Here is a 26,323-nt window from a genome sequence, read left to right on the forward strand (position 1 = left end):
GGTCATCAGTGAGCAGTGTTTGGATATAACATTTAGGTATAAGAGATTTTATTTATATGGTAATATTTTTGCGTTTAGGTGCGTAAATTTGCGTAAAAAGATCGAAGTGAAAAGATCGCACTATTGCCATATATAGCTTGTAAGGATCGGATTTTGCATTTGCGTAGAAATCGACACTTTAAGTGTGCGGGCGTGGCGAGGATACGAGCGGACGGGCAGGGGCGGACGAAGAAAGTTATTGAAAAACAAGGGAAAATTTATTTTTGAAGTGTCTTTTACTCGTGATTTTGGTATAATAAATTGCCCAAGTCTATTATCTAATCGGTAAAAATTTTGTTTTAAGAATAACAAAAAGCCCCAATCTAGGGGGCTATGTTTGAGCTTGTAAGGATCTATTTTATTGTGGTCGTTGCAATAATTTGGACGGTTTAAATTTGATAACCTCTTGACCTAACCACTGGTTAAACTCTTTCAATCGCTCTTGCAATGGTTCAATCTCAGTTATAAAAAACACCTCGGCTGCATCAGCCACGTTGCCAAAACCACCGGTATTGTTTGGGATAATCCCCATCAGTTGCGGTGGCACACGGTGAGCGGCTAACACATCATCACGGCTCACGTTCTTGATATTAAAAAACTCATCTTTGGCTGATACATCAGCAATCGGAATAATCTGTATTCCATCTTTCTTGCCGTTTGGTGCGTGGACGAACAAGTTTTTAAAATTCCCCACCCCTTTTGACTGCTTGAGCTGCTGGCGAATATTATCAATATCTTCTTGTTTTTGAGCAGCATCAGTCATATAAAACACAAAGCCGGCGTGAGCTCCATTTAAAAAATACTTACGGCGAAACAGAGTAGCACTCTCATTTAACCACGCAGATTGCAGGGCCGAAAGATATTGTGGCAAGCCGTAAATATCTTGATTAATATCAGGCTCAAGCAAGTGATAGATTGAGCCTTTGGCAAATTCGTGCTCTTGGTGATCGAATCGTTGTGGCACATAGTAAAATTGCCCAGCCTCTACACCCTTTCGCACATATTTTGCCAAAGGTGATTCGATTCGCTGTACCTGCCCAAGGCGATTTCGCACCACCTCAAAATAGGCGTTACCGAATACTAAATAATCTTTAACAAACGATGACAAATCACGGCGTGATAAATAACGGCTATCAATCTCACAAGTTGAGAGCAAAATATTTGCTTTGGTGATGATCGCACTTTCGTGGTGTGTTGATGACCTTAACGATTTCGCCAAGCCGTCAAAGCTCATCGGTGGGTTATACCATTTATCAAACATCGCTGTACACTCTAAATAGTTGAGAATATCGGCACGGTCTAACACAGGGATTGGGTCGCCAAAGCTAAAGATTTCAGTCTGTGCTTGCAAGCGGTCATTTTTGGTTAAATTTTTGCGAAATTGTTTCTTCATTTTTTATCCTAATCATCTAAAAAATCTACTGTGCCGGTCGTTTCTTCCAGTTTCCCATCAAACGGCTCATTAATAAATACCTGCAAGCAGGCCCACGCAAGGTCGGCGTGGCTTGCCTCTTCCGAACGGTCGGCGACGTAGGTCACTTGTCGGCCGCTATTGGTGATCTGTTTTTTGATTGCCATAAAACTTGCACCAACCTCAACCGCGTGCATTGAGTCAAATTCAAATCGTCCTTTGCTGATAATATCTAAGCCTTTCAGCACCATTTTAGATTTCAGCTCCACGTTGTAAGTAAGAGCCACCGCATCGGGGCGTTCTTTTTTCACGATTTCATACACACCAACGCCAAGCCCTGTGGTATCAATCGCTAGCCGTGTCACGTTATATTTTGCACAAATAGCGACAATTTCTGCCGCTTGTTCGGCAAAGTCGGCACCTTTAAAAGTGCGATACTCTAATAGTCGGAATTTCCCATCGTCCACTTTCGGTGGGGCAATCACCACCAATGCCGAACGGTCGCCTGTGTAGGAAGGGTCATAGCCCACCCATACCTCTTTATTGCCGAATGGGCGTTGATAGCCATCGGTAAAGACATAATCTCGCCACACCTCCATCGAATCCACAAGGCAACGTTGCATCATCGTGAATTTAAATACAGACTGGTTATCATCAATAAACTCACACATAAAGAGCTGCTCGAACTCATCGGGTGAGTTCTCAAGTTTTAATTGCTCAATATCAAACAGGTTACAGCCACCTGCCTCGGCATCGTAGATATTCACGATTTGTCGCCATTGCCCGTCTCCGCACTTTTTGCCGTTTTTCAAATTAGCGTGCGAAATATCAATTTCCACCTGTTCCGCTTTCGGACGTTTGCGGTTAAACAGCTTGCCTGACCAAAGCAGATAGGCAGAATGAGTAATTGATGACGGCGTGGAAAAGTAAGTAATCCGATATTGCTTTTGGCTCGCCATACCCGCTGCCACTTTGCGGATTTCTTCAAAGCGGTTTACCCAAAAGATTTCATCAAAATAGAGGTTGCCGTGATAGGACTGAGCCGTTTTCGAGTTCGTGCCTAAGAAAATCAACTGTGCACCGTTCGGCAAGGTAATGGTTTCGCCTTTTAAGTCCACATCGGCGACACGTTTTGCATAATCAACAATATAGGCACGGAACTGCAATGCCTGTTTTTTCGAGGCGGAAATAAAAATCTGATTTCGTCCGGTTACTAACGCATCAATTAATGCCTCGTGAGCAAAGTAATAAGTCGCTCCAATTTGGCGACTTTTTAAAATATTGCGGATTCGGTGAGTCAGCCCAGCTTCGTGCCATTTTTTCTGATAATGGAACATTCCGTCTAAAAAGCCGTTTATCAGCAGTTCGGCTTGTTCTTCGGAAATGGCATTTTGCTCCGGCTTTTTGCGTTCGCCTTTATTTCGGCTTTTGATGTTCGGGTTTAAATCCGCCTCGTTGCCCCCGCCGTTGGAGTATTTCTTGATTCGTGCCACGCTCTCCATTTGTCGGCGTAGTAAATCAATCTCCTTAAAATCTTTGCCCGATTTGTCCTCTTTAAGAATAAGTAGATTGTAGCGAGCTTCGATTGTTGCTTCGACACGCCCAATCGGGCTAATTTCGTCCCATTTTTCTCGCTTTTTCCAACTTGCAATGGTAGAGACCGGAATATTTAGCTGGCGTGAAATTTCGGTCACGATATAGCCAGCCCAGTACATCAACTGAGCTTGGCGTTTATCGTGAATCGGGTTAGAGGCTAAAACCTCATATTCGGTGATGCTATCTTCATTTTTCATAGGTGCGATTATCAAAAATCCACCTTGTTTAAGCATTTGCTTACGCCTGTTAAACCGCATTTCACACTTGCCAAAAATTGCAACTACGTGCACAAAACCAGATCATAAATCCGATTTTTACCTATCCCTTTTCAGCAACAAGGACAACACGCAATGACACAAAAATCGAAATGGTTTGTAGTGGCAACGGAAGGTGCAACCACAGACGGTCGCAAAATCAGCCGTGAATGGCTCTCGCAAATCACACAAAACTACGACCCGAAAAAATATGGTGCAAGAGTAAATCTTGAGCATTTCCGCTGGCGTTATTTTGACCCAAACGATGCCCATTCTTTTAGCTATGGCGATGTATTAGCGGTTAAAACCGAAGAAAACGCAGACGGCAAACTCCAGCTTTTAGCCCAAGTTGAGCCAACAGAAGCCTTAGTGAAGTTAGTAAAAGACAAGCAAAAAGTTTATACCTCTGTGGAAATTGACCTTAATTTTGCGGACACCGGCGAGGCGTATTTAGTTGGTTTAGCGGTGACTGATACACCGGCAAGCCTCGGCACGGAATATTTAAAATTCTGTGCAAAAGTAGAACATTCCCCGCTTTCAGACCGCAAGCAAAAGCCGGAAAACCTTGTGAGTGAGGCGGTAGAGGCGAATTTAGAATTTACGGCTGAACCTGAAAAAGGTGCGTGGCTGGAGAAATTCAAGGCGATGTTTACCAAAACCAAAACCGACAATGACGGCAAATTTGCCGAACACGAAAAGGCAATGGAATTGTTAGCAGAGCAGTTTAGCAAAGTTTCGGCAGAAAACGACCGCTTGCAAGCCGGACTAGGCACATTGCGAACCGAATTTACCGAATTGCAAAAACAAGCGGGCGAATTTGCCGAAAAATTTGCAAAACTGGAACAAGAACCGTCTGCCAATTACACCCCACGCCCGAAAGCGACAGGTGGTAACAGCAAAGACGAACAAAGCGATTTCTAACCAAAGGAAACACGAATGAAACAATTGACGATTGAAAAATACCAAGCTTACCTTGAACGCCAAGCAGAGTTAAATAATATCCCTTACAACGTGCTGGCCGATGGTGTGAAATACACCGTTACTCCCTCTGTACAGCAAAAACTCTATGAAAAGGTGCGTGAAAGCTCAGAGTTTTTAAAACTCATCAAATTCAACTTCGTTGAAGAGCAAATGGGCGAAACGCTTGGATTAGACTCATCGCACACGGTGGCAAGCACCACCGACACCAGTGGTGATGGAGAGCGTAAAACGACTGATATTGCTAAGCTGGTCAAGCAGACCTACCACTGTCAACAAATCAACTTCGACACCCACGTTCGCTATGCACAATTAGATGCTTGGGCAAAATTCCCTGATTTCCAAAAACGCCTTGCCAATGTGGCTGTAAAACAGCGTCAGCGTGATTTGCTGATGGTTGGTTTCAACGGAACTAGCCGTGCGGCAACCAGTGATCGCAACAGCAACCCGTTATTGCAAGACGTGGCAAAAGGCTGGTTGCAAAAAATCCGAGACAATGCCCCAGAGCGTGTAATGCAGGGCGAAAGTAGCGGCAATCAAGTGTTAGTTGGCAAGGGTCAAGATTACACCAACCTTGATGCACTGGTGATGGACGCCACCGAAGAGATGATCGCTGAATGGCATCGTGACGACACCGATTTAGTGGCGATTGTAGGCCGTAAACTGCTTGCAGATAAATACTTCCCGATTGTCAATAAAGACAATGCACCGACCGAGCAACTGGCAGCGGATTTGGTGATCTCGCAAAAACGGATTGGTGGCTTAAAAGCGGTGCGAGCCTCTTTCTTCCCAGCGAATGCGATTTTAATCACTAAGCTGGAAAACTTGGCTATTTATATCCAAGAAGGTTCGACCCGTAAGCTACCGATCAACAACCCGAAAAAAGACCGCATCGAAACCTACGAAAGTGAAAATATCGACTACATCGTAGAAGAGTACGAGTGCGCAGCGCTGATTGAAAACATCACCCTCAAAGATAAAGAGTAAGGTGGCACTATGCGAATGAGTCCGGCACGGGCTCATTTTTTGCGGAAAACCGCAGAAAGTGAGTCTGCAACCCCCAACCGAGAAAACCTTGAAGGCTTACAAGGCTATGACTTAGTCCTAGCCCAACTTAAAGCCCATCAACGCCAATTAAAGCAAATTCAGTCGATTGAGCGAAAGATTGAGTTTAAACGCAACAATTTTGATCAATACCGCCCGTGGGTGGAAGGCTCGCTTGCCAAAGGCTCCGGTGTGCAAGACACGGTTATCACCACAATGCTCATTTGGGCGATTGACATCGGTGACTACCCAACCGCCCTTGAGATTGCCCAATATGTGCTAATGCACGATTTGGCAATGCCAGAGCAGTTCCAACGCACCGCCTCAACCGCATTAGTAGAGGAGTTAGCCGAGGCTGCGAAAAAGGCAAGAGACCAAAAACAGCCCTTTGAGGTGGATGTGCTAAAACAAGCCAATCAGCTCACTGCCGAATCAGATATGCCCGACCCTGTGCGAGCCAAGCTCTTACGAGAGCTAGGCGAGCTAATCCAAGAAACCGAACCACAAACCGCACTAGAGCATTACAACCGAGCTATCCAGCTTGATAGCCAATGCGGTGCAAAAGGCTTGCGTGATAAGTTGGAAAAACAACTTACCAAACAAGCCGAACAACCGAACGAGTAGGTGAAAGCCGAAACAGAGCGTATCACGCCAACCAAGGGGCGGATTTTAAACGGTGATTTATTCCTTTTACACCGTTTTAAAATCCCCACCCCTTACTTTGGAACGCAATATGGAACAACGAAATACCGTTATCAGCATACCAAAAGTGCAAGGCTATGAATCCAGTAAAAATGCGATTAAGCCCACGGCTGAACCTGACGAGACCATTACCAATAATGGCTTTTTCCCCAATATTGATTTGCTTGAAGTTCGCAATGCAATGCGGATAGATGGCACGGTTATCAATGAGCGGTTAAAACAAGCGGTGATTGAGGCAATAGCAACGGTAAATGCTGATCTAAAAAGTTACCGCTTAAACGCCCAAAAAACAGAAAAGGCAAGCTTAAAAGCCTGTGATGACGAGCAAATTAACGGCGAAAGTGTGCTGGTATACAAATACAAAAGAGCCGTGTATTGCCTTGCGGTTGCGAATCTCTATGAGCGTTACCGCAGTTACGACAGCACCAAAGACGGACACGACAAAGCGGATGAGCTAGACACCACTGCAGGTGATTTAAAGCGAGATTATCATTTTGCAGTGCGTGATATTTTGGGCGAAAACCGAATGATTAGTGAATTAATTTAATGAATACCTTTATTGCACGCCAAGACGAAACCTTAGACGAGCTGATTTTTCGCCACTACGGACAAACCGCAGGATTGGTAGAAATAGCATTGGAATACAACCCCAAGCTTGCCTATTTGCCCCGTTTGCCAATGGGGACAGTAGTCACAATGCCAGAGATTGAAAGCAGTTTTATCACCGTTTCAAAATCCACCGTGCAACTTTGGGATTAAATGCGTAAGTGCAGGATTAATATGCAAAAAACGGAACAAGCCACGATTTTAGCGGCAATTTGCAATTTATTTAATAGTTTAACACTCTCTGACATTGGCGTACTTGTCAGTATTTTAGTCACGCTCTTAACGCTTTTTCTGAATTGGTCTTACAAAGCCAAAGAGCACAAACTAAAAGAACGAGAGTTAGAACTTAAACTAAAACAATACAAGGAAAAATTTTGATGAGCAAAAGCGTAAAAATTGGGGCGTTTGTCTGCTCCGTTGCGGCTGTAATCGGGGCGGTGATGACAAATTACAGCGATAAAATCCGCACCACAGAAACAGGTTTAGCCATTATTGGCAATGCCGAAGGGTGCAGACGTGATCCGTATAAATGCCCTGCCGATGTATTAACCGTAGGCATTGGCTCAACCGAGGCAAGCGGTCAAAAAATCGAAAAAAATCACAAATACAGCGATTTGGAAATTGCCGAGCGTTGGGTGAAAGATATTCAAATTGCGGAAAACTGCGTAAACCTCTACGGCAACGGCAGAAATCTACCACAAGGAGCATTTGAAGCAATGACTTCCATCACCTTTAACGTAGGCTGCGGCAAAATGAAAAAATCCACCCTGTTTAAAATGGCAAACCGAGGCTATAGTCCTGAAATGTGCCAACAGTTTGAGCGTTGGGTGTACGCTGGTGGCAAAAAGTTAAACGGCTTAGCCACAAGGCGAGAACAAGAACGCCGATTGTGTTTAGGAGGTTAAGATGATTGCGAAAATCTGCCAATTAACCAACAAACATTTCAGCCCCTTAATGATTTTTCTGGTATTAAGTGGAGTAGTCGCAAATTTTGTTTTATTTCAGAACAACATAAGCCTAAAAGCCGAGCTACAAGCTAAAACAACAGAAATTGAGCTTACTCAAGCCGATAACCTTAATTTAGCCAATCAGCTCGAAAATAGCCAAATTCAGCTTGAGGCATACCAAAAGCAAGTCGATAACCTCAACAACAAAGTCTTAGCCAAAATGAAACAAGCGGAGCAACGAAGCAATGACATCCTCCACGAACTGGAAAAACACAAAAAATGGGCTGATTCTGCCGTGCCTCATACTGTTGGCAAGTTGCTCAACCAGCGAAAAGGTACGCTATCAAATCATCAAGCCCAACCCGATAATCTGCCCGAAAAGGCTGGAGTGCCAAACACTGGCAACCGAAATTAACACCAACGGCGATCTTGTCAAAGCACTAGACAAAAGCCTCAACACCATTGAGGTGTGCCAAGTCATCATCGAATCGTTCGAGCATTGCATCGAGCAATACAACAAAATCAACCAAGGCGAGTGATCGCCTTTTTTAATAAGGACGACTATGTCAGACCAAATCGACCGAGCCAACGAATTAGCCGAAAAAGCCCGAGAGGCGGCACTTGCAAAAATTTTGCAAAATCAGACCGCTTGCACTAGCCTTTTAGAATGCGAAGAGTGCGGTGAGCCCATTCCCGAAAAACGCCGAGAAATGGTAATCGGCTGCACACGTTGTTTTGATTGCCAAATGATTCACGAACACAAACAAAAAGGCTACCGCAAATGATAAAACCTGACCGCTTGCGAGAGCTACTCACACAAACCATAGATACCTTTAAAACCAACCCCGAAAAACTGATTTTGCAGTACGACAAAGGCAACATTAAAAGCAGGGGCAGTAAAACGCCCTCTTTTGAGTACCACTACGATTTAGAAATTATCGTGGTGGATTTCCCCTACCACCCCGATGTGCTATTTGTGCCTGTGCTGACCTTTATTCGCAACGAACAATGGGAGCTACTGCAACACCCAGACCTACAAAACAAAATCGAGTTCGAGATTGACCGCAACAACCACGACAGCTACGACATCTATATCCGCATTCCGCTCACCGAAAGGGTGATCGTGAAAGAGGAAAATGGGCATTTTACGGCAACCCACGCCGCCGAGCCGAACCTTGCCGATGTAGCTGGATTTACCCACCTCACCGAATACGAGGTCTATTTGCAAAACGAGCTGATTTATCAATGGGTAAAAGGTAATGAGTGAGGCTATTGAGCAAGTTAAAACCGCCTTTGACCACTTGCTGAATAACGTCAGCAAACCACGCAGACGGCTAATGTATCAACAAATCGGGCGAGAGCTGGCTAGAAGCCAACGCAGACGAATTAAAGCCCAACAAAACCCAGACGGCACAGCCTACGAACCCCGTAAAACGCCGAAGAAAAAGGTTAAGGGCAAAATCAAGTCGGGCAAGATGTTTAATAAAATCACGAAGCCAAGTTTTATGCGATTACGGCTGGAAAATGAAGGTATTAGCCTAGGCTATGAAGGTGGAAATGCTGTGATTGCCAGAATCCACCAAGAGGGCTTAACCGCCCGAGTGCGGAAAGATTGGCATTTAAAGGTGAAATACGCCAGCCGTGAGTTATTGGGTTTTACCGATGAAGACAGGCAGATGATAGAGGATTATGTGGTAAGGGCGGTAAGTGGTTCGGAGTATTAAAAAAGCGGTCAGATTTGACCGCTTCGATTACGAATTAACACGTTTTGTTTCTGAATAATACCAACAGAGGAAGCCTAAAATGCTTATAAAAATTAATGCAGTGAGCAAAAAGATATTTAATGGCAATAAGGCATAGAGAGAAACGAGAATAATTGTAATCGAAAGCCCGATTGAGCTTGCCAAAAATGAAAGCAGAGCTAAAAAAGCCGTCATTACAAGACTAAATAGGGTTGCAAAGGCGGTAAATCCCACAGCTAACAATGCACTAAAACCAATTAAACCAAGCAAAATAAATAAGAGTTCCATACAAACTCCTTTGTAAAAGTCCCTAAAAATCATTAAGGTCATAATATGAGCCAAAATCTAAAAATTCAAGTAGTTTTATCAGCGATTGATAAATTAACTGCACCTTTTAAAAGTGCAACAGCTCAAATAGATAAACTAAGTAAGAGTATTAATCAATCAAAAAGCAAATTGAAAGAGCTAGAAAGAACTCAAAACTTAGTTAATGCTTTTAAAACCACAAAAGCAGCTATTCAAGCTAATAATCAAGCGATTATCGAAGCTAAAAATAAAGCTCAAGAATTGGGTAGGCAATTAAATTCGGTTGCTAGTCCAACTCAAAAAATGAAAAGGGAATTTGAACAAGCTCGCAATGCAGTAAAAAAACTTGAAACAACACAAAATCAGCAAATCCAAAAATTACGAACTCAACGAGCAGAATTAAATAATAACGGCATTAATACTCGCAAATTAGTACAGGCTCAACGTCATCTAAAAGAGCAGATGGAACAGGCAAATAAAAGTATTGACCAACAAAAAGCAAAATTAGAAAAATTAAATGCTGCAAAAGCTCGGAATGCAAAATACCGTGCAACGGTTGAAAAGGTAAAAAATACGAGCGAAAGATTACATAATTTAGGGCAACGCTCAATGATTAGCGGTGCTGCAATCGCAGCCCCTGTTGTTGGAATGGGTAAGGGTGTTGTAGGAATGGCACAGACTGCAGGGAAGTTTGAACAGTTTAATGCTATTTTAGAAATTACAGAAGGAAGTGCTGAAAAAGCAAAAGAAAGTTTTGACTGGGTAAAAAAATTCGCCGTAGATACTCCCTCAAATCTTGATGAGGCAATGGAGGCATTTGTTAAATTAAGAGCTTACGGACTCGATCCTACAAATGGTTTATTACAAACCTTAGGTGATACAGGTGCTGCAATGGGTAAACCTGTAATGCAAGCTGTTGAGGCAATAGCTGACGCATTAACAGGCGAAAATGAGCGATTGAAAGAGTTTGGTATTAAAGGCAGTGTTGTTAAAGGTACAAATATTATTGAGTATGCTTATACCGATAAATTGGGTAAACAACAAGTTGCCAAAGTAAACAAAAATAACCGAAAAGAAATTGAAGAAACCCTAACCCGTATTTTTAATGAAAAATATGCAGGAGCAATGGGAAAACAAGCTAAAACTTTAGTAGGGATTTGGGCTAAAATTGGCGATTATTGGACAAATTTTCAAATGCAAGTAATGGAAACAGGAGCATTTGACTGGATTAAAAATAAGTTGCAATGGGTCTTAGACAGTCTCGATAAAATGGCTGAAAATGGAGAATTGCAAAAATGGGCAGAAGATATTGGTGCAATTATTCAAGAAACTGTGCAGGGCTTGTGGGAATTTGGCGAAAAAATCTTTGCTGCGATTAAATGGATTGCTGAACTTGCTAGAGAAAATAAAGGCCTGATAGCAACATTTGTTAAATGGTCGGCTATACTTGGCTCTAGTTTAATGGTGCTTGGTGCTTTTGCAATGGTAGCAAGTTTTGCATTATATCCTGTCGCAAGAATAGCTCTGGGAATTGGTAAATTTACAGGTGCGACTAGCTTGCTGAATAAGGCTCTATTTAATAGTGACAACAAATTTAGATTATTTAATAAATCGCTATATTCAGCAGGTACAACAGCTAATTTTGTAAAAGCTAAATTTAGCCAACTAATGACTTTACCTACTATTGCTGGTGGCTTTGGGAAATTAGGTCATAGTATCAAAATGCTGATTCCACAACTGAAAACAAAAGTATTTTGGTGGAATTTATTAAAAGGTGCTTTTTTTAAGTTGCTTGGCATCATCCGTTTTATGTTTTCGCCGTTAAAATTATTACTTGGTATTTTCTCGCCGATTGGATTAGCGATTACAACCATTACGATAGCTGGGACTGCATTGTATGCAAACTGGGAACGAATCAAAGCCTTTTTCTCCGGTTTTTTCGAGGGCTTTAGTACGGCGGCTGAACCGATTAAACAAGCATTTGCCCCAATTAGTCCGTTATTTGATGCCATTGCAAGTGCAGTATCGGGTGTATTTAACTGGATTAAGCAGTTACTCTCTCCAACCCAAGAATCAGCGACAACGCTGGAAACTGCGGCAAGCTGGGGCAAGAAGTTTGGCGAATGGACGGCTGCGGCGTTAAACCTTGCTCTTGCTCCGCTTTCTGCACTCATTGATGGCGTAAGTTGGCTGATTAACAATATCAGCAATATTTCCTTTGATGGGGTGAAAAATAAGCTCAGTGAGATCGGTAGCAGTTTTACCGATAAAGTTGGGACAGCTTGGGATAAAACCAAAGCATTTTTCAGCGGCGAAGATCCAAAACCGCAAATGGCTCAAACCTCAAGCGTTGTCGGTATGGTGGCAGGCATTACCCAAAACCTCCCGAAAAAGCAGTTTTCCGTAGGCGGCTACACTGGCAACGGAGGCAAATATGACCCTGCAGGGATTGTACACCGTGGCGAATATGTAATGACCAAAGAGGCAACGGCACGCTTAGGGGTGGCGAACCTCAACCGCTTAAACTATAGCAAAACAGAAACAAGCCCTAACTTGCCGTTACCAAGCCCAAGCCTAATAACCCAAAATACCGTGAATAATATGGTCACGCACCTACCCAAACCAGATATTATTGAGCAAAAATGGGTTGGTGACTTAGTTAGCAATAGTAAAGGCTTTGCACAAGGCGGCTACACTGGCAACGGGGGCAAATATGACCCTGCAGGGATTGTACACCGTGGCGAATATGTAATGACCAAAGAGGCAACCGCACGCTTAGGGGTGGCGAACCTTAACCGCTTAAATTATGGTGGAGTAGCAGGGCTTGCGGCTCTCGCCTCAAGTGTTGCGTTGGCTCAACCTATGCCAATGGTAAAAGTGGATAGCCGACCACCGCTCACGGCAAGCCAACCAAGCCAAACGGTCGCCCCTGTTTCGCAAAATATCCAGATTACCATCAATGCCACAAGCGGACAAAATCCGCAAGAAATTGCCCGAATGGTTACGGCAGAGTTAGATAGACGAGAACGCCAAAAACAGGCAAGAGCGAGATCGTCTTTAAGGGATAGAGGATAAAATTTCACTAAAAGCCTGTTGATTTCAATAGGCTTTTTTATTATGATGAATTCAAGGTCTCAAAAGCCTTATAAACAGCGGTAATTCACCCCGTCAGCGTGATTTTTTTGTATCCGTCATTTAGTGGTTTAAGTCTTACCATTACTTAGCCCATTACAAGCGGTCAAAAAACAACAAATTTTTACCAATGGTCGGCAGTGCGAAGAATACAACACCGTAAGGGAATAATTCCGCCTGACTGTTTACAGGTTTTGAGCTGCCGACCGCCCGATTTTCGGGATTTCCATCAAAAGGAATGCGTCTTGCCTATCAAAATGCGAAAAGCAATAATGTTTAAATCCCACTTTACACAGTGGGATTTTTCATTTAGTATTCACCCCATAGGCGTAGAAACCTAAACAAACAGCGGCAATCCGCACCCGTCAGACAAGCGGTTTTTTTGTGTCTAAATTTTGCGATCTTTTTCCAGCCATTAGAAAAGGATTGCACAGGCTCAATGTCGAGAGGGCGGAGAATACAATACCCTTCGGGGGAATAATCCCGACCGTCTGTTTGCGGTTTTCTAACCTCTCGGCACCCTATCAAATAGGGTAAAACTTAGAAAAAAACAAACAGGAGCAGACTTATGTCTAATCAAATTACTACTCAAACTCAACTTTCTACATTTAATTTTGAAACTCATTCTATTCGTGTAATTGCAATCAATAATGAACCTTGGTTCTTATCGGTGGATATTTGTAATGCGTTAAATATCGCAAATTCTCGTGATGCGATCAGCAAATTAGACGAAGATGAGTATCAAACATTAAATTTAAAAGATACCGTCGGTTTAACCGACAGTATCGCAAATCAAGTGCAATCAGTCGGGATTGTCAGCGAAAGCGGAATGTACACCCTAATTCTCCGTTGTCGTGAAGCCGTGAAAAAAGGTTCAGTGCCACATCGTTTCAGAAAATGGGTAACGGCTGACGTGTTGCCTCAAATTCGTAAAACAGGGCTGTATTCGCAAAAATTACCGCAAAAACAACCGCTTGAAGAGCAAGCCAAAGCATTAAGTGTGATAATGGATTTATACAGTTTCGGCACACAGGCGTTTGAAATGGCACATCAATTAGAGCGTTCTCCGTTAAGAGGTAGCATAAATCATCAAATTGGTGGGCATTATTTGCATAATTTGCAGTATCCTCTAAAAAATGCCCTAGACCGAGCCAAAGCCTTTATTCAAGGGGATAATGAACGCATTATGTTTGTGAAAGGGGCGTTGAGTTTGCTAGAAAAATAAGTACTCAATTTGACAACGTAAACCTAAAAGCGGACAATGCCCTAAATTGTCCGTTTTTTATGGGAGCAAGTTATGTTTAAAGAAAAAGGCTATGATGAGTTTTTGGCTGAACAGATTCGTATTGGCAGAGAACAAGCTAGAGCCGGGCAAGGAATCCCGCTTGAGGTTGCTAAAAAACAAATTCAAGCTCGATTAGAGCAGAAAATTCAAGAAATGGAACTAAGCCGAAACAGAGATGTTGTCTATGGCTAATCTGATTTTAACCCCACGAGCTCGCAGTAATATTGATGAGATTTTAGAAAATGTTATTGAGTTTACAGGTTATGAACAAAGCGGTCTTAAACTCTATGATGACATTGTTAAGAAATTAGAATTACTGGCTTTTATGCCAACAATCGGGCTAGTTCGAGATGATGGCACACGAGAAACCTTTGTGAGAAATTATCGCATTGTGTATGAAATTATCGAGGAAGATGTGTTTATCATCACAATTATTCATACACGCCGACTTTACCCAAGCCTTTCTAATTAATCGAGTAAGCGACTTTTAAAGTCGCTTTTTCTTTGCTTGTTAAACCCCATTTCACATCGCACACCGATACCCAAACGCCGCCCCCTTTTGCAAAATATCCTCATTTTTAAACCGCTTGTAATGAAAATGAGTGAACCCAACCAAACCGACCAACTCCGCCGTTTAGATAACGTAATAAGGCTAGGCACAATTGCCGAAGTGGATTTAGCCACAGCCACCGCACGGGTTAATTCGGGCGGCATTACCACTGATTTTCTGCCGTGGCTGACTTTTCGTGCTGGCACATCACAAACGTGGTCTGCTCCGACAATCGGTGAGCAGTGCGTAGTACTTAGCGTAAGTGGTGAATTTACTGCAGGCGTTATTTTGTTTGGGCTTTACACCCAAAACGCCCCGAGCCAATCTGAGTATGAGCATCTATTTAGATTTTCAGACGGTGCAGAAATCAGCTACAACACCGCAAGCGGTCAATTAACTGTAAAAAATTGCAAAGTGGTGATAGTCCAAGCAAGTGAGAAAATTGAGCTCCAAACGCCCCTAGTGATAGCCACGCAAAATGTTGAAGTCGGCGGTAATTTATCGGTGCAAGGAACAGTTACCGCACAAGGTGATGTGTTAGGTGGTGGAATTAGCTTGCAATCGCACCACCACATCGAACAAGGTGATGGCAGACCAACCAGCGGAGCGAAAGCGTAATGAACCGAGAAACAGGTGAACAGCTTGATGATGAAGTAGAGCACATCAAGCAATCCATCAAAGATATTTTACTCACGGCAAAAGGTAGCCGTGTAATGCGGAGAACCTACGGGAGTAATCTTGACAGACTGATAGATAAGCCGATTGCCGCCGTGTTATTTATGCAGCTCTCCGCTGCTTGCGTGATGGCATTACAACAGTGGGAACACCGCATCACCATTACCCGATTTAAAGTGGAATTTGCACAAGATAACCAAAGCAGGCTTATCTGCACTTTAGATTTTACAATTAAAAAACGCAAAATCTCGATTAAAGGAATGAGTTTAAAACTATGAGCGAAATTGTCGATTTATCCAAACTCCCTGCCCCGAAAGTGCTGGAAGATCTAGATTACGAAACCTTACTGACCGAACGCAAGGCAAAATTTTTATCGCTCTACACAGACGAAAGCGAAAGAGCCGTAATGGCAACAAGGCTAACCCTGAAATCGGAACCAATCACAAAACTGCTTGAGGAAAACTGCTATTTACAACTCCTTGAGCGACAACGCATTAATAATGCTGCACAGGCAACAATGCTTGCGTATGCCACTGGCACAGATTTAGATGTGATAGGCGCGAATTACAATGTTGGCCGTAAAGTTATCCAAACCGAAGATTTAACCACCAACCCACCGACACTAGAAGTTTTAGAAGCAGACGATGATTATCGGGTGAGAATCCAACTGGCTTTTGAGGGGCTATCGGTTGCGGGTCCTTGTAATGCGTATATTTTCCACGCCCTTTCCGCTCACGAAAAAGTTGCGGACGTATCGGTAAGCTCCCCAAGTCCTGCAAGCGTATTAGTGACGGTGATGAGCAGTGATAATAACGGCATACCAACTACAGAAATATTACAGGCAGTCAGAAACAAGCTAAACGATGACGACATACGCCCGATTGGCGACCGCGTAACGGTGCAAGCCTGCACAAATACAACTTATGAGATACAGGCAAAATTACACGTGTATCAAGGTCCAGAAATCGAACCCATTAAACAAGCCGCGGTTAAAAATCTTGAAAAGTACACCAAAGAGAAGAGACGATTAGGTAGAGATATATCGCTATCGGGTATTTATGCCGTGTTACACATCGAAGGTGTGCAACGGGTCGAGCTGCTACAACCTAGAGCAGATATAGTGCTAAATCATAGTCAAACAGGATTATGCACTCGCATTAATATTGAAACGGTAATAAGCAATGATTACTAAACATTTACTGCCTACTAACTCAAGCAAGCTGGAAAAGCGTGCGGCAGAATGCCTGCGTGAAGCGGTCAAAAATCCTATATTTATTGCAGATTTAATCAACCCGAAAAAATGCCCAGCTCATTTATTACCTTATCTTGCTTGGGCGTTATCGGTAGATAAATGGGACGAAGCTTGGAGCGAAGAAGTTAAGCGGCTAAGCATCGAACAATCGTTTTTAATCCATAAACAAAAAGGCACAATCACCGCAATTAAAAGAGTGATTGAGCCAATAGGCTATTTAATCGATCTGAAAGAGTGGTTTAACACCAGCACAATGCAAGCAGGTGAATTTAGCCTCACAGTAGAAGTGCCGGAAATCGGGTTAAATGAAGAAACCTATAACGAACTTGTTAGGTTGGTGGATGATGCAAAACCTGTATCACGTCATTTAAAACAACTGGCGATCTCAATCTCACCAACGGGCAAACTGAATTTTTTTATCGGGCAATATAGCACTGATGTAATGACAATTTACCCTCCCAACAAGGTATAAAATGACAAGTCCAAAATTTTATTCAGTCCTCACAAATTACGGTGTAACGGCTTTTGCTCAAGCTATTAGCCATAAACAACCATTAAATATTGTCAAAATGGCTATTGGTGATGGTAATGGGCAACCTATTACCCCACAAGCCACTCAACAATCTTTAGCAAGAGAGGTTTATAAGGCAAATCTCTCATCAATAAAATTAGATGTCAGAAATAATAAACAGGTTATTTTTGAATTAATTATCCCCGAAGATATAGGCGGATTTTACATTCGCGAGATCGGCATTTTTGATAATAATGATAGATTAGTCGCGATTGCTAACACGCCTGAAAGCTATAAGCCACAATTAGCTGATGGGAGTGGCAAAATACAAGTAATCCGTATGATTTTATTAGTTAGCTCAAGCGATAGCGTGACACTGACGGTAGATAATTCAATGCTTTGGGCGAAACGTACCGAGCTTACGCCTAAAGATTTAGACGAAAACAGTGAATCTCTGATTGCAGATGACGGCCATTCTCACCGCTTACCTCAAGCTAACCTAACAAGTAAAGGCATCGTCGGACTAGGCAACGAGATAAACTCAAACGCCGAAGATAAAGCTGCCACATTAAAAGCAGTCAAAACCGCCTACGACAAAGGCGTGGAAGCTAAAAATAAAGCAGACGAGGCACTCGGGGTGGCCAATACTAAACAATCCCCAGCTACGACGCTTGCAGGTTATGGTATCACGGACTTTGTAGTGCAATCTGCAACAGGCGATCTCAATACCTATCGCACGGATGGGATTTACAGCTTTAACTCACGCAGCACAACCACCAATGCCCCACCAAATAAAACAGGGCATCTGATTGTGATAGCAGGTGGACCAGGTAATGAGCGTTGGAGTAGGCAACTATTTAAGGTGCATTATACAGGCGAGACCTACGAGCGTTGGCAAACCAGCGGCAGTGATGACAACTGGTCTGATTGGCAGCGTACCGACATAACGCTAACGCTTAATAATACGCTTACCAGCACCGCAACCGACCAAGCCTTGACCGCCGCACAAGGTAAAGTACTCAAAGACCTCATCGACGCCGTGCAAGGTATCGCTAATGGTAATGCAGGTGCGGGTCATCTACACGTGATTGCTGATATCACAGGCTTGCAAAATGCCCTAAATGGCAAAGCAAACAGTAGCCATAATCATGGTATTGGCGAGATTACAGGCTTGCAAAATGCCTTAAATAACAAAGCCAATGATAGACATAATCACGGTATTAGCGAGATTACAGGCTTGCAAAATGCCTTAAATAACAAAGCCAATGATAGACATAATCACGGTATTAGTGAGATAACAGGACTACAAAATGCCTTAAATAACAAAGCCAATGATAGACATAATCACGGTATTAGCGAGATTACAGGCTTGCAAAATGCCTTAAATAACAAAGCCAATGATAGACATAATCACGGTATTAGCGAGATTGCAGGCTTGCAAAATGCCCTAAACGGCAAAGCAAACAGTAGTACCACCTTTGCAGGGTACGGCATTACAAACAGCCAGCAACTCAACGGGGATTTACGCTTAAAAAGCGGCGATTACTCATCAATCCAGCTCGAAAATAATTCGAGACGCTATGTGCAAATTGAGTCACAACCAGATAACAGCGGCGATATCGCCCACATTATCTACAAAACGCCGATAGGGGATAACCTCAAACGAGTCAAAATAAAAAAACAAAACGGGACAATGCTACTTGATAGCGATTTAAGTAGCTCCGTTACCTCCAATTCGGACACCGAGCCAGCTAGTGTGGCAGGGGTAAAAATTGCTTATGACAAAGGCGTGGAGGCTAAAAATAGAGCGGATGAGATAATTGCATCTTTTGTCGGTTCGGTTGCTTACTTTGCAACTGATACCGCCCCGAATGGCTGGCTAAAAGCCAATGGTGCGGCGGTCTCTCGTACAACCTATGCGGAACTATTTGCCAAAATTGGGACAACATTTGGTGCGGGTAATGGGTATAGCACATTTAATCTGCCTGATTTGCGAGGTGAATTTTTACGTGGCTTGGATGATGGGCGTAATGTGGATGCGGGCAGACGTTTGGGGAGTACGCAGGGAGACGCTATCCGCAACATCACAGGTGAGGTCTGGGCTGGGATCGAGGAGACGCAAGGTAATGGAGTAGGTGCCTTTAGAATAAAAAACTTTGGCAGACGAGGTGGTAGTGGCAGTCATTGGGATGATGGCTTTACCTTTGACGCATCGCGTGTTGTACCAACGGCCGATGAAAACCGCCCCCGCAACGTGGCATTATTAGCCTGCATAAAATATTAGGAGTAAAAATGGATTATCCACAAACAAAAACCGTCTGCCAGCTTGATGCACAAGGTGTTTACCTTGGTCAAGCCCAAGCGGATTTATCGCCTCTTGAATCGGAACAAGGTGTATATCTTTTACCTGCCAACTGTATTGATACGTCACCGCCCGAAATAAGAGAGGGCTATATGGCACAATGGCAAGATGGTACGTGGCATTATGTGGCACTAAAGCAGCCCAGCCCAAGCAATTACCACACTTGGGACGGCGAGACTTGGGTCATTACCCCCGAGCAACAAGCGGTCAAAAACGCCGCAGAAATTGCAAAAGTAAGAGAGGCAATCAACGCCTTACGAGACCGCAAGATTAACGGAGGCGTATATGTTGAGCCACTCGACAAATGGCTGGATACCGACGCCACCGCTGAGCGTAATTTGCTCAGTGCCAAAAGTAGTTTTGACCTGTTTGGCGATGCGGTGGGCGAGATTGCTTGGACGTGTGCAGACAACTCAATATTAATGCTCAACAAAGCCAAGCTGATAGTAATTTGGCAAGCGTTGATGGCTGCAAAAACAGGCAACCACGCTAACGCATTACGCCACAAAACAGTGGTTGAGCAAGCAGAAAATCCGCTGGAATATGACTATTCGGACGGTTGGACTAAGACGTATGAGGAGTATCTCAATGAGCAAAATCAATAAAATTAAATTATGGGGCTACCACGTTTTAATCGCCATCGACCAACTCTTCAACGCCTTAACAGGCGGAGCAGCGGATGAAACTTTTTCTAGTCGTTGTTATCGTGGGGCGAGTAAACCGAACCCTAAAAAGCGTTGGCGTTTCTGGTTTTGGTTAGTTAATAGTCTGTTTTTTGACAAAAATCACTGTAAGCAAGCCTATGAAAGCGAGGTAAGTCGCAAGCAATATCCCCCCGAATTTACGCAAATTGATTGATTCTGTTAAACCCCATTTCACACCGCTAACCGCTCGCAGTTTGAGCGGTTATTTTTTAAAGTTTACCTCAACATTCAACCCTAACCTTTCCCAAAAATAGGATTACTATGTCAATTTTAGATACTTACTTACACGGCGTTGAGGTCGTTGAGGTTAATGCTGGAGGTGTAACTATTTCAACAGCGGCTACTGCCGTTATTGGGGTAGTCTGCACAGGCGACCAAGCAGATACAGCCACCTTTCCGCTCAACACGCCAGTGTTAATTACTAACCCACTTAATTACCTCGAAAAAGCGGGTAAATCAGGCACATTACGCCGCACCTTAAATTCAATTGGCTCAATCGTCAAAACCCCGACTGTTGTCGTGCGTGTGGCAGAATCGGAAGAGACAGACACCTTAACGGCAAATATTGTCGGCACGCAAGAAGGCGGTAAATTCACAGGCTTAAAAGCCTTATTAACGGCTCAATCTACCGTTTTTGTTAAGCCGAAACTGCTTGCCGTGCCGAAACACGATAATCAAGCAGTAGCTACAGAACTATTAGCAATTGCAAAAAAACTCAATGCCTTTGCCTTTATTTCTGATAATGGAGCAACCACCAAAGAACAAGCTTATGCCTACCGTCAAAACTTCTCACAACGCGAAGGGATGATGATTTTCGGCGACTGGCAGTCATTTAACACCGATACCAAAGCCTACGATACGGATTACGCCGTGGTTCGTGCCTGTGCAACTCAAGCGTGGATTGATAAAAATATTGGCTGGCATAAAAACATCTCTAACGTTGAGGTTCCGGGTGTAACCGGTATCACTAAACCGGTAGAGTTTGATATTAACGAGAGCTCAACCGAAGCCAACTATCTGAACGAAAAAGGCATTACCATTTGCTTAAACCACAACGGTTTCCGCTATTGGGGCTCACGCACACTTGCTACTGATACCCGCTGGGCGTTCCAGCAGTCGGTGCGGACGGCTCAAATCATTAAAGAGACGATTGGTGCAGGCTTAACGTGGGCGGTGGATATGCCACTCACGCCGCTGCGTGTCAAAACAATGCTGGAGGCAATTAACAACAAACTCCGCTCTTGGGCCTCAGGCGATGACCCACGCATTTTAGGGGCGCGTGTTTGGGTGTCTGAAGAGATCACCGCAGATATTATCAAATCAGGCAAATTCATCATTAAATACGACTACCACTGGATTCCGTCGCTTGAAAGTCTAGGCTTAGAGCAACGTGTAAACGATGAGTATGTGGTGGACTTAGTCAATACGCTTAAGGCGTTATAGAGGTAAAAAATGGGATTACCAGCAAAACTCAAGAATTTTAATTTTTCGCTAGACGGCACAAGCTATTTAGGCGAAACCACCGAAGTTACACCGCCTAAATTGGCAATGCAGCTTGAAGACTACCGTGCAGGTGGAATGATTGCCCCTGTTGGTATTAATATGGGCTTAGAAAAACTGGAGCTCGAATTTAAAATCGGCGGCCACGAAGAAGATTTAATCAAGCTATTTGGTGGCACGATTAGCGGTAACGTATTCCGTTTTAACGGAGCATACCAACACGACGATGATGATTCGGTTGATGCCGTAGAGTTAGTTTGTCGTGGACGCATTACAGAAATTGACGAAGGCTCAAGTAAAGCAGGTGATGATACCGAGCACACCTACAAAGCCTCGTTGACTTACTACAAAAAAACCGTGAACGGTATCGACATTGTCGAAATCGACACACTCAATCAAATCTACATTGTAGGTGGCAAAGACCGCCTAGCGGAAATCCGCAAAGCAATGGGGATTTAATATTAAGTTATCGCTCGTCGTTGACGAGTGATAAATTTTAACCAAAAACCAAAGGACGAAACCCAATGCAAAAAGTAACTTTAAAACAAGGCATTCTCCGTGGCGACAACCGCATTACCGACATTAGCGTGAAAAAGCCCCTTACCAAACAACTGCGTGGCACAAATTTAACCTCATTAATGCAACTGAACGTGGACGAATGGTGCGTGGTGTTGCCTCGCATTACCACACCAAAACTGGATAAAGCCGATTTCGCCACAATGAACGCAGGCGATTTACTCAAACTCTCGGGCAAGGCGTTAGAGTTGATGGGTGAAGACTTTGACGAAGTGGACGAAGAAGAAACTGAATCGGGAAAGGGCGAAATCAAAGCCTAATTCCGCAATTTGTTGATGATGCCATTGCCGATATTGCCACCGTGTTTCATTGGACACCAAACGCTTTCGATGAAATGACGATAGTGGAACTCGGGCAGTGGCGAGAAAAAGCCCGCTTAAGAAGTGGGGTAGAAAATTAATGACAAGCGGTCGGATTTTGTAAATTTTTTGCAGAAAACGACCGCTTGAACGTAGAGAAATCAGATGTTCCAACAATTCGCAATGATGTCGCTAGGCTATTTTGTCTTTATGCGATCTACCATTCCATATCAAGACACCAGCCGAGAAGTTAGCTGGTCGCACGTGCAAAATGACGTGGTTGGGGCAATGCCCAAAAGCCAATTTACAGGAAAAGCAGGGGAAACGGTGGAGATTTCAGGCGAGCTACGCCCAGAAATCACAGGCGGTAAATCTTCAATCCTTGCTCTTGAGGTGATGGCAGAGCAGGGTAATGCTTATCCGCTCATCAGTGGCTCGACCTTTATGGTGCTAGGCTGGTTTGTGATTGAGCAAATCAGCGTGCAGGAAACCACTTTTTTTGCAGACGGCACGGCTAGGGCGATTAGCTTTTCAATGTCGCTCAAGCGTGTTGATGACAGCTTATTAAATAACATTGTAGATGACGTAACAGGGTTTATTTAATGGATATTCTTAACCAACTCAGCCAACACAACCACCGCACGCCAGCCGTATCGGTTACGGTTCGCCCCAAAGCAGACAAGCAAGGCAAAGGCAAGGATATTTCCACGCTGATTACCCACCGCTTAATTCAGCTTACCCTCACCGACAGCAGAGGCTTTGAGGCAGACCAATTAGATTTAGTGCTAGATGACACAGACGGCTTACTAGAGCTGCCGAGCCGTGGGGCGGTATTATCTATTGGTTTGGGTTGGCAAGATACCGCCTTAACTCACAAAGGCGAATACACCGTGGACGAGCTCACCCACGATGGCCCGCCCGATAAGGTCACTATTCTGGCAAGAAGTGCCGACTTGCGAGGCTCATTGATGAACCGACACGAGCGGAGCTTTCACCGCACTACCATTGGCAAAATCGTGAAACAGATCGCTGATGAAAACAAACTCAAAGCGATGGTGGGCAAAGAATTTGAGAACTATGAAATTAAGCATATCGACCAAACAAATGAAAGCTCAATTAACCTGTTACAACGTTTAGCGGAACAGTTTGATGCCATCGCCACCGTTAAAAACGGCAGTTTGTTATTTATTAAAGCAGGCAATGCCACCACCGCAAGCGGAAAGCCTTTACCGCTATTTATGATCACTCGCAGTTCGGGCGACGCCCACAGCTTTTCCATTGCCGAAGGGGATAATTACAAGGCAGTAAAGGCTTACTGGCACAACACCAGCACTGGCAAACGTGGCGAGGTAGTGTGGGACGAAAACAGCCAAGTGAAAAAAGTCACCAAGCCCACAATGCGGAAAAAGACCAAAGTCAAACGAGGGAAAGACGGCAAGCCGATAAAAGGCAAAGACGGCAAAAGCATTAAAGAAACCGTATTTGTACAAGGCAAAGGCAGAAAGGTCAACCAAGTGGTGCAAAGCAAGCCGATTGAGAGCGACAGCGAAAAAATAAAAACCTTACGCCATACCTATGCCACCGAGCAATCAGCCACTGAAGCCTGTAAACGAGCCTTTAGTAAATTAGCCCGAGGCGTTGCCACCTTTAGCCTTACCCTTGCCGAGGGCAATGCGGAATTAATCCCCGAATTACCGGTACAGGTTTCGGGCTTTAAGGCGGAGATTGATAGCAACGAGTGGATAATTTCGCAGGTTACGCACAGTTTAAGCAAGGGTGGAGGGTTTACCACTGCGTTAGAAATGGAGTTAAAGCCAAAAGAGGAGAAAGAGTAATGACGCAAAATATTCCCTACGGAAACTCAAACAATCTTTATGACGGCAACCAAAAATGGGAAGGCAGAATGAGCGTGAAAAAAGGTAAGGTTTACATCTACCTCAAGCACGATATTCGCCAACCGTTTTATGTGTTACACGGTGCTTGCTGTGGATATTTTGAATGCACTGGAATGATTGAGGACTGGTATATTTACAGCCCTGTTGAATGGGAACCGCTTGCTAACCTATGCCAAGAAATTTCTTCAAACCAGCGGCAACTATGGATTTCAGGGCTTCTTCAGGTAGAACCTTCAAAACCGTGTGAAGAGAAGATTTATCGGATTGCAGTGCATTTAGTGCATCTACAAGGCGAGAATATTCCAAGCCTTTAAGTTCAGCAGTTAAACCGCCCTCTTCCAATAAATCATAGCCATTGTTATCTAGCAAATAATCGCCATTGACAAATCGAATAATGGCGTTATTTTTTAGCCTTTCTAATTCAATCTTTAAGCGTTTTTCCACCGTTCTATCTTTGAGTTTATTAATTAAATTGAATTTTACGTTTTTCTAACTTTTCAATCGTCAGAAATGCCATACCGCCTAGGCTAGGGTGCACTTTTAGTTTGAGGGTTAAACCATCAACTACGGCAACCTCTTCAATTTTATCGGCTTTTTTCAATTTTTTAGCCGCTTTTTCCATCATTGTTTTTACAGCACTAAATGATTTGTCAGGGTTCGGTGTAGCTAACATTGCAGCACCAATACCACCAAGAGAATGAACAATCATTTGCTGATCGTTGCTAAATACAAATTGTACTGCTACTTGTCTAATCGTTTTGGCTTGGTCTTTATCGCCAATAGCATAGACTTTCACATAGTCGCTAATCGGCGTGGAATATTCTATTCTTCCGTCTGCAAGTTCTCTTCTGTCATTATCGAAAAGCGATAAATCGAACACCTGTTTTAATTTTACTTGTATTTTCGTAAAGTCCACATCAAGCGGCAACTGCACTTCTTCTTCCGGAATCTCGACTTTCCCGGTTTTTAATGCTTTGGCAATTTGAGGGCGTAAATTTGTCGTGTTAAATTTATCAAAGGCTTTTGATTTGTCTAACCCAATCACTGTATATTCTGCATTTTCATCAAAGCTGACCGTATCATCAAAAGATGTCATCGCACTAAAGGCTTGTAGAATTTCTAAGGCTTTTTCTCGATTCAGTTTGGCTTTTTGTGTGATTTTGGCAAGTTGTTTGGTAGTCTTTTCTGTTTTTGCATCAACCGGAATAACCTCTAAGGTAAACTCATTTACAGCGGTATGGCTAAATACCTTATAAATATCCCTGATTAATTTATATTGCAGCTCATCAATAACATCAGCATTATCACCTGCTACACGTTCAAAAATTTGGATATGTAGCGGATTTTGTGAAACGATTTTAAGGTCTTTATCTTCAAGAGAGTAGTCTCCCATATATTCAAATAAATCAACGACCTTTTCAAAAATAACCGTGCCTTTCTCATTTTTTGTAAAAGCAAAGCCATCATCTTTTAACGCATCTTCAGGCAGAGTCGCTTTTATTTTCTTTTCTGTCTTTTCTACAGGTTGGGATTGTTCTGTGGTTTGTGTGGTAGCTTGATTTTCCGTTGTTGCAGGCGTTTCATCTCCACAGCTTGCTAGGAATAGGGTAATTAAGGTTGCAGATAGTAGTTGTTTTTTCATTGGGTTTCCTTATGTGCCTTGCATTTTTATTTTTTAGACTTAGTTGATTTTGATTTTTTTGATTTAGAGGCTGGCTTTTTACCTACTTTTGCTGATTTGCCTTTCTTGCCACAAACATTTTCGCAAGGTATGCCGTCGTTATCCCTGTCTAAGCGATCTGCATCGCATTTTTCTAAATAGAACTTTGCTTGCTCACAAGATGGCATTTCTTTGCAGTAAGGGATAGGATCATTGCAACTATAAGCCAATAATACAGGCGAGGAGAATAACAAAGCGGAAAAAATAACTAGTTTTTTCATTTTTTCACTCAAGGTA

The 26,323-nt window shown here is 43.3% G+C and carries 35 protein-coding genes; 30 read left to right on the forward strand and 5 right to left on the reverse strand.

Annotation, left to right across the window (positions count from 1 at the left end; genetic code table 11):
• Window positions 1-397: 397 nt before the first annotated feature.
• Window positions 398-1,432: a phage portal protein gene (locus GM698_RS10005; RefSeq protein ID WP_209289374.1), complete on the reverse strand. Its 1,035-nt coding sequence runs from the start codon at window positions 1,430-1,432 to the stop codon at window positions 398-400.
• An 8-nt stretch (window positions 1,433-1,440) separates the two neighbouring features.
• On the reverse strand, window positions 1,441-3,243 hold the full coding sequence (locus tag GM698_RS10010) for a terminase ATPase subunit family protein (RefSeq protein WP_209289808.1): 1,803 nt from the start codon (window positions 3,241-3,243) through the stop codon (window positions 1,441-1,443).
• 153 nt (window positions 3,244-3,396) lie between these two features.
• Here GM698_RS10010 and GM698_RS10015 point away from each other — a divergent pair, with 153 nt between their 5' ends.
• The 12 genes from GM698_RS10015 to GM698_RS10065 all read left to right on the forward strand — a co-directional run bounded on the left by GM698_RS10015 (window position 3,397) and on the right by GM698_RS10065 (window position 9,301).
• A complete protein-coding gene (locus GM698_RS10015; RefSeq protein WP_209289375.1) occupies window positions 3,397-4,221 on the forward strand; it encodes a GPO family capsid scaffolding protein in 825 nt (274 codons plus the stop codon).
• Window positions 4,222-4,236: 15 nt separating this feature from the next.
• The gene (locus tag GM698_RS10020; RefSeq protein ID WP_209289376.1) at window positions 4,237-5,265 is read left to right on the forward strand and encodes a phage major capsid protein, P2 family; all 1,029 of its coding nucleotides are present in this window, start codon (window positions 4,237-4,239) and stop codon (window positions 5,263-5,265) included.
• Between the two features lie 9 nt (window positions 5,266-5,274).
• Entirely contained in the window at window positions 5,275-5,946 is a 672-nt protein-coding gene (locus GM698_RS10025; RefSeq protein WP_209289377.1) for a terminase endonuclease subunit, read from the forward strand.
• A 109-nt stretch (window positions 5,947-6,055) separates the two neighbouring features.
• On the forward strand, window positions 6,056-6,571 hold the full coding sequence (locus tag GM698_RS10030) for a head completion/stabilization protein (RefSeq protein WP_209289378.1): 516 nt from the start codon (window positions 6,056-6,058) through the stop codon (window positions 6,569-6,571).
• Window positions 6,571-6,783, forward strand: coding sequence for a tail protein X (locus GM698_RS10035; protein ID WP_176808496.1), 213 nt, complete (start codon window positions 6,571-6,573; stop codon window positions 6,781-6,783). Before GM698_RS10030 ends, GM698_RS10035 begins: the two co-directional genes overlap by 1 nt.
• Before the next feature lie 21 nt (window positions 6,784-6,804).
• The gene (locus GM698_RS10040; RefSeq protein ID WP_176808495.1) at window positions 6,805-7,008 is read left to right on the forward strand and encodes an HP1 family phage holin; all 204 of its coding nucleotides are present in this window, start codon (window positions 6,805-6,807) and stop codon (window positions 7,006-7,008) included.
• Window positions 7,008-7,535, forward strand: coding sequence for a lysozyme (locus GM698_RS10045; RefSeq protein WP_209289379.1), 528 nt, complete (start codon window positions 7,008-7,010; stop codon window positions 7,533-7,535). The genes GM698_RS10040 and GM698_RS10045 overlap by 1 nt, the downstream gene beginning before the upstream one ends.
• A gap of 1 nt (window position 7,536) precedes the next feature.
• Complete coding sequence (locus tag GM698_RS10050) at window positions 7,537-7,992, forward strand: hypothetical protein (RefSeq protein ID WP_209289380.1); 456 nt, start codon at window positions 7,537-7,539, stop codon at window positions 7,990-7,992.
• On the forward strand, window positions 7,886-8,116 hold the full coding sequence (lysC, locus tag GM698_RS10820) for an Rz1-like lysis system protein LysC (RefSeq protein WP_371739895.1): 231 nt from the start codon (window positions 7,886-7,888) through the stop codon (window positions 8,114-8,116). Before GM698_RS10050 ends, lysC begins: the two co-directional genes overlap by 107 nt.
• Before the next feature lie 24 nt (window positions 8,117-8,140).
• Entirely contained in the window at window positions 8,141-8,362 is a 222-nt protein-coding gene (locus tag GM698_RS10055; RefSeq protein ID WP_176808492.1) for a TraR/DksA family transcriptional regulator, read from the forward strand.
• Window positions 8,359-8,844, forward strand: a complete 486-nt coding sequence (locus GM698_RS10060; RefSeq protein ID WP_176808491.1) for a phage tail protein — start codon at window positions 8,359-8,361, stop codon at window positions 8,842-8,844. Before GM698_RS10055 ends, GM698_RS10060 begins: the two co-directional genes overlap by 4 nt.
• Window positions 8,837-9,301 (forward strand): phage virion morphogenesis protein, encoded by a 465-nt coding sequence (locus GM698_RS10065; protein WP_176808490.1) that lies wholly within the window; start codon window positions 8,837-8,839, stop codon window positions 9,299-9,301. Before GM698_RS10060 ends, GM698_RS10065 begins: the two co-directional genes overlap by 8 nt.
• Window positions 9,302-9,328: 27 nt before the next feature.
• Here GM698_RS10065 and GM698_RS10070 read toward each other — a convergent pair whose 3' ends face one another.
• Window positions 9,329-9,607 carry a hypothetical protein gene (locus GM698_RS10070; protein ID WP_176808489.1) on the reverse strand — a complete coding sequence of 93 codons (279 nt, stop codon included), beginning with the start codon at window positions 9,605-9,607 and terminating at the stop codon, window positions 9,329-9,331.
• Window positions 9,608-9,994: 387 nt separating this feature from the next.
• On the opposite strand from GM698_RS10070, the gene GM698_RS10630 reads away from it, so the two are divergent.
• The 18 genes from GM698_RS10630 (at window position 9,995) to GM698_RS10170 (ending at window position 24,680) form a co-directional block, all read left to right on the forward strand.
• Window positions 9,995-12,700: a tape measure protein gene (locus tag GM698_RS10630; RefSeq protein WP_371739923.1), complete on the forward strand. Its 2,706-nt coding sequence runs from the start codon at window positions 9,995-9,997 to the stop codon at window positions 12,698-12,700.
• A 625-nt stretch (window positions 12,701-13,325) separates the two neighbouring features.
• Window positions 13,326-13,982: a BRO family protein gene (locus GM698_RS10080; protein ID WP_245189267.1), complete on the forward strand. Its 657-nt coding sequence runs from the start codon at window positions 13,326-13,328 to the stop codon at window positions 13,980-13,982.
• A 72-nt stretch (window positions 13,983-14,054) separates the two neighbouring features.
• On the forward strand, window positions 14,055-14,234 hold the full coding sequence (locus tag GM698_RS10085; RefSeq protein ID WP_209289381.1) for a hypothetical protein: 180 nt from the start codon (window positions 14,055-14,057) through the stop codon (window positions 14,232-14,234).
• Window positions 14,227-14,514, forward strand: coding sequence for a type II toxin-antitoxin system RelE/ParE family toxin (locus GM698_RS10090; RefSeq protein ID WP_209289382.1), 288 nt, complete (start codon window positions 14,227-14,229; stop codon window positions 14,512-14,514). The genes GM698_RS10085 and GM698_RS10090 overlap by 8 nt, the downstream gene beginning before the upstream one ends.
• A gap of 126 nt (window positions 14,515-14,640) precedes the next feature.
• Entirely contained in the window at window positions 14,641-15,210 is a 570-nt protein-coding gene (locus GM698_RS10095; RefSeq protein ID WP_209289383.1) for a phage baseplate assembly protein V, read from the forward strand.
• Window positions 15,210-15,545, forward strand: a complete 336-nt coding sequence (locus tag GM698_RS10100) for a GPW/gp25 family protein (RefSeq protein WP_176808480.1) — start codon at window positions 15,210-15,212, stop codon at window positions 15,543-15,545. Before GM698_RS10095 ends, GM698_RS10100 begins: the two co-directional genes overlap by 1 nt.
• On the forward strand, window positions 15,542-16,459 hold the full coding sequence (locus GM698_RS10105; protein WP_209289384.1) for a baseplate J/gp47 family protein: 918 nt from the start codon (window positions 15,542-15,544) through the stop codon (window positions 16,457-16,459). The genes GM698_RS10100 and GM698_RS10105 overlap by 4 nt, the downstream gene beginning before the upstream one ends.
• Complete coding sequence (locus GM698_RS10110) at window positions 16,449-16,991, forward strand: phage tail protein I (RefSeq protein WP_176808478.1); 543 nt, start codon at window positions 16,449-16,451, stop codon at window positions 16,989-16,991. Before GM698_RS10105 ends, GM698_RS10110 begins: the two co-directional genes overlap by 11 nt.
• A 1-nt stretch (window position 16,992) precedes the next feature.
• Complete coding sequence (locus GM698_RS10635) at window positions 16,993-19,314, forward strand: phage tail protein (protein ID WP_245189268.1); 2,322 nt, start codon at window positions 16,993-16,995, stop codon at window positions 19,312-19,314.
• Window positions 19,315-19,322: 8 nt separating this feature from the next.
• The gene (locus tag GM698_RS10130) at window positions 19,323-19,997 is read left to right on the forward strand and encodes a DUF4376 domain-containing protein (RefSeq protein WP_245189269.1); all 675 of its coding nucleotides are present in this window, start codon (window positions 19,323-19,325) and stop codon (window positions 19,995-19,997) included.
• A complete protein-coding gene (locus GM698_RS10135; RefSeq protein ID WP_209289385.1) occupies window positions 19,981-20,250 on the forward strand; it encodes a hypothetical protein in 270 nt (89 codons plus the stop codon). Before GM698_RS10130 ends, GM698_RS10135 begins: the two co-directional genes overlap by 17 nt.
• Before the next feature lie 107 nt (window positions 20,251-20,357).
• Window positions 20,358-21,539: a phage tail sheath protein gene (locus tag GM698_RS10140; RefSeq protein WP_209289386.1), complete on the forward strand. Its 1,182-nt coding sequence runs from the start codon at window positions 20,358-20,360 to the stop codon at window positions 21,537-21,539.
• A 9-nt stretch (window positions 21,540-21,548) separates the two neighbouring features.
• The gene (locus GM698_RS10145; RefSeq protein WP_209289387.1) at window positions 21,549-22,055 is read left to right on the forward strand and encodes a phage major tail tube protein; all 507 of its coding nucleotides are present in this window, start codon (window positions 21,549-21,551) and stop codon (window positions 22,053-22,055) included.
• Between the two features lie 65 nt (window positions 22,056-22,120).
• Entirely contained in the window at window positions 22,121-22,432 is a 312-nt protein-coding gene (locus GM698_RS10150) for a phage tail assembly protein (RefSeq protein WP_176808473.1), read from the forward strand.
• A gap of 32 nt (window positions 22,433-22,464) precedes the next feature.
• Window positions 22,465-22,572: a GpE family phage tail protein gene (locus tag GM698_RS10155; RefSeq protein ID WP_371739924.1), complete on the forward strand. Its 108-nt coding sequence runs from the start codon at window positions 22,465-22,467 to the stop codon at window positions 22,570-22,572.
• A 64-nt stretch (window positions 22,573-22,636) separates the two neighbouring features.
• Entirely contained in the window at window positions 22,637-23,074 is a 438-nt protein-coding gene (locus GM698_RS10160) for a phage tail protein (RefSeq protein ID WP_209289388.1), read from the forward strand.
• Window positions 23,074-24,306, forward strand: a complete 1,233-nt coding sequence (locus GM698_RS10165; protein ID WP_209289389.1) for a phage late control D family protein — start codon at window positions 23,074-23,076, stop codon at window positions 24,304-24,306. Before GM698_RS10160 ends, GM698_RS10165 begins: the two co-directional genes overlap by 1 nt.
• Complete coding sequence (locus GM698_RS10170) at window positions 24,306-24,680, forward strand: hypothetical protein (protein WP_209289390.1); 375 nt, start codon at window positions 24,306-24,308, stop codon at window positions 24,678-24,680. The genes GM698_RS10165 and GM698_RS10170 overlap by 1 nt, the downstream gene beginning before the upstream one ends.
• Before the next feature lie 149 nt (window positions 24,681-24,829).
• Here GM698_RS10170 and GM698_RS10175 read toward each other — a convergent pair whose 3' ends face one another.
• The gene (locus GM698_RS10175) at window positions 24,830-26,008 is read right to left on the reverse strand and encodes a hypothetical protein (RefSeq protein WP_209289391.1); all 1,179 of its coding nucleotides are present in this window, start codon (window positions 26,006-26,008) and stop codon (window positions 24,830-24,832) included.
• Window positions 26,009-26,034: 26 nt separating this feature from the next.
• Window positions 26,035-26,307 carry an excalibur calcium-binding domain-containing protein gene (locus GM698_RS10180; RefSeq protein ID WP_209289392.1) on the reverse strand — a complete coding sequence of 91 codons (273 nt, stop codon included), beginning with the start codon at window positions 26,305-26,307 and terminating at the stop codon, window positions 26,035-26,037.
• Between the last annotated feature and the right edge of the window lie 16 nt (window positions 26,308-26,323).

The sequence above is a fragment of the Mannheimia sp. ZY171111 genome, from assembly GCF_017750945.1.
GTDB classification, from domain to species: Bacteria; Pseudomonadota; Gammaproteobacteria; order Enterobacterales; family Pasteurellaceae; genus Mannheimia; species Mannheimia pernigra.